Source organism: Saccharomonospora halophila 8 (assembly GCF_000383775.1).
Classification (GTDB): Bacteria; Actinomycetota; Actinomycetes; order Mycobacteriales; family Pseudonocardiaceae; genus Saccharomonospora; species Saccharomonospora halophila.
Genome location: NZ_KB912477.1, coordinates 46,313 through 49,533 on the forward strand (window position 1 = coordinate 46,313; position 3,221 = coordinate 49,533).

Below are 3,221 nucleotides of genomic sequence, written 5' to 3' on the forward strand. Positions count from 1 at the left end.
CCGTCGCGGCGGCCGAACTGATCAGCACCGCCCGCAGGCTGGTTCCCGAGCACCGGCGGCTGGCCGCCACGACGCTGATGTTGGCGGGCGAGGCCAGCTTCGTGGCCGGGGACAACGCCCGCTACTGCGCCATGGCGCAGGACGCGGCCCGGATCCGCGCGTTCGACGAACTGCCCGCGACCCGGGTGGTGCTGGAGCACTTCGCGGCGATGTCGGCGACCTTCAGCGGCCGCCACCACGACGCCGCCGAGCCGCTGCGGCGGGTCGTCGACCTCGGGGACGCCACACTCGACCCGTCCGCGAAGACACTGGCCAGCCAGGCCGCCTTCACCCTCGGTGAGGCTCCCCGGGCCCGCACCCTCGCCGTGCAGGCGGTGACCTCGGCGCGGGCGCGGGGAGAGCTGGCCGAGGTGCCGTGGTCGATGATCTACGTGGCGATGTCGGAGATGTTGTCCGGACAACTGGCCACCGCCACGGCGACTTCGCTGGAGGCCCTGCAGCTGGCCGAGTCGCTGGGCCAGTCCAACTCGGCGGTGGACCACCTGACCGTGCTGGCGATGCTGGCCGCCCTCCAGGGTGATCAGGAGACCGCCGGGCTGCGGCTGGCCGCCGCGTCCGCGGGTTACGTCGAACGCGGGCTGAGCAGGCCCGGAGCGCTGGGCACCTGGGCGGCGGCGTGTGTCGACCTGGCCCACGACCGGCCGGCCGAGGCACTCGACCGGTTCCGTCGCATGTCGCTCGGGCAGTCGCGGCACTGTTCGCCGATCCGGGTGATGGCCGTGCCACACTTCGTGGAGGCCGCCGTCCGCTGCGGGGGAGCGCGAGGCCGCGTACGGGGCGCTGACCGCGTTCGAGCGGTGGGCCACGACCACCGGCGGCACGGGCCGCATCGCGTTGGCGCACCGGTGCCGGGCGCTGCTGGCCCAGCACGAAGGGGAGGCCCACGAGCACTTCACCGAGGCGATGCGGCTGCACCGGGAGGCGGACTCCCCGCACGACCTGGCGGGCACGGAGATGCTGTACGCGGCGCGGCTGCGCCGCAACCGCAAGCCCAGGCAGGCCAGGGAGGTGCTCCGGGAGGCGGTGCAGATCTTCGACGAGCTGGGCGCCCGCCACTGGGTGGACCGCGCCTCGCGGGAGCTGCGGGCGTGCGGCCATCCGGGTCGGGCGGGACGTACCTCGGCGGAGGCCGCGACACCGAGGGGGCACGGCGGCCCCGGTGGGCTCGGCGACCTCACCCCGCAGCAGGAGCAGATCGCCGCACTCGTGGCCGAAGGGGCCACCAACCGGGAGATCGCCGCACGGCTCTACATCAGTCACCGGACGGTCGACCACCACCTGCGCAACATCTTCGCCAAGCTCGACCTCCGCTCGCGGGTGGAACTGACCAGGCTCTACCGCTGACCGTCCCGGTGACCGTTGACCCGGGCCGCTTACCTACCAGCGCGTAGGTACCGGTGATTTCACCGATGTCGACCCGGCCACCTCGCCCCGAGAATCAACGCCGTTCGTCACAGCGCGAACGCACCCGGCGGCCGAGACGCCGGGTGGTTCTCGCGAGAGGAGTCGACAACGTGCGAACCCGAGTGCAGTCGGGCACCGCGGCCCGCGGCCGGTTCAGGCGGACACTGGGCGTCGTCACCGCCGCCCTCGCCCTCACCGGTGGTGTGGCGGGAGCGGGTGTCGCCAGTGCCCAGGGCAATCCGTACGAACGCGGGCCGGACCCCACCGAGGACAGCATCGAGGCGCCGCGCGGCCCCTACTCGGTCGACGAGGACAGCGTGTCGTCGCTGGTCTCCGGCTTCGGCGGGGGCACCATCTACTACCCCACCGGCACCAGCGAGACCTTCGGCGCCGTGGCCGTCTCCCCCGGCTACACCGCCGGACAGAGCACGATGAGCTGGTACGGTCCACGGCTGGCCTCGCAGGGCTTCGTGGTGTTCACCATCGACACCAACACCCGCTACGACCAGCCCGGCAGCCGCGGTGACCAGCTCCTCGCGGCCCTGGACTACCTCACCGACCGCAGTGACCGGGACGTGCGAGACCGGATCGACCCGGACCGGCTCGCCGTGATGGGCCACTCCATGGGCGGCGGCGGCTCCCTGGAGGCCACCGCCGACCGGCCGTCGTTGCAGGCGTCCATCCCACTCACCCCGTGGAACCTGGACAAGACCTGGGGCGAGGTGACCGTGCCCACCTTCATCATCGGCGCCGAGAACGACAGCGTCGCCTCCGTGTCGTCGCACTCCGAGCCGTTCTACGAGAGCCTGTCCGGCTCGCTGGACAAGGCCTACCTGGAACTCGCCGGAGCCACGCACTTCGCCCCGAACACGTCCGACACCACGATCGCCAAGTACAGCATCTCGTGGCTGAAGCGGTTCGTCGACAACGACACCCGCTACACGCAGTTCCTCTGCCCCGGCCCCGACGACGGGCTGTTCTCCGACGTCGAGGAGTACCGCTCCACCTGCCCGTTCTGACCCACGGGGTGAACCTTTTCGATTCCGCAGCCCAAGGGGCGGTGCGCGGCCCGATACCGGTCGCGCACCGCCCCTCGGGCTGTGCGTGGCGAATCCGCGGAATCGGCCGTCCCGGTTTTCCCCGGTTCCACCCGGTGACCGGGAGGATCCCGGCGATTTCACCGATGCCCGATTCGGCACCCGGTGTCGATACTCGGAACCGTTCGTGACGAAGCGAACACACCCGGCGGCCGAGACGTCGGGTGGTTCTCACGAGAGGAGTCGACAACGTGCGAACCCGAGTGCAGTCGGGCACCGCGGCCCGCGGCCGGTTCAGGCGGACACTGGGCGTCGTCACCGCCGCCCTCGCCCTCACCGGTGGTGTGGCGGGAGCGGGTGTCGCCAGTGCCCAGGGCAATCCGTACGAACGCGGGCCGGACCCCACCGAGGACAGCATCGAGGACCGGCGCGGTCCCTACTCCGTCGACGAGGAGAACGTGTCGTCGCTGGTCTCCGGCTTCGGCGGAGGCACCATCTACTATCCGTCCCGCACCACCGAGACCTTCGGCGGTGTGGCGATCTCCCCGGGCTTCACCGCCGGGGAAAGCAGCATGAGCTGGTACGGTCCACGGCTGGCCTCGCAGGGCTTCGTGGTGTTCACCATCGACACCAACACCCGCTACGACCAGCCCGGCAGCCGCGGTGACCAGCTCCTCGCGGCCCTGGACTACCTCACCGACCGCAGTGACCGGGACGTGC

General features: G+C 71.5%; 2 protein-coding genes and 1 pseudogene. All 3 read left to right on the forward strand.

Going from position 1 to position 3,221, the window contains the following annotated elements; translation table 11 throughout:
• Positions 1-1,404, forward strand: a pseudogene (locus SACHA_RS26550) (helix-turn-helix transcriptional regulator); the annotation flags it as partial.
• Positions 1,405-1,574: 170 nt separating this feature from the next.
• Positions 1,575-2,483 (forward strand): poly(ethylene terephthalate) hydrolase family protein, encoded by a 909-nt coding sequence (locus SACHA_RS0100635; protein ID WP_028662757.1) that lies wholly within the window; start codon positions 1,575-1,577, stop codon positions 2,481-2,483.
• 269 nt (positions 2,484-2,752) lie between these two features.
• The coding region (locus SACHA_RS19580) for a poly(ethylene terephthalate) hydrolase family protein (protein ID WP_039737455.1) at positions 2,753-3,221 on the forward strand (469 nt) is incomplete at its 3' end.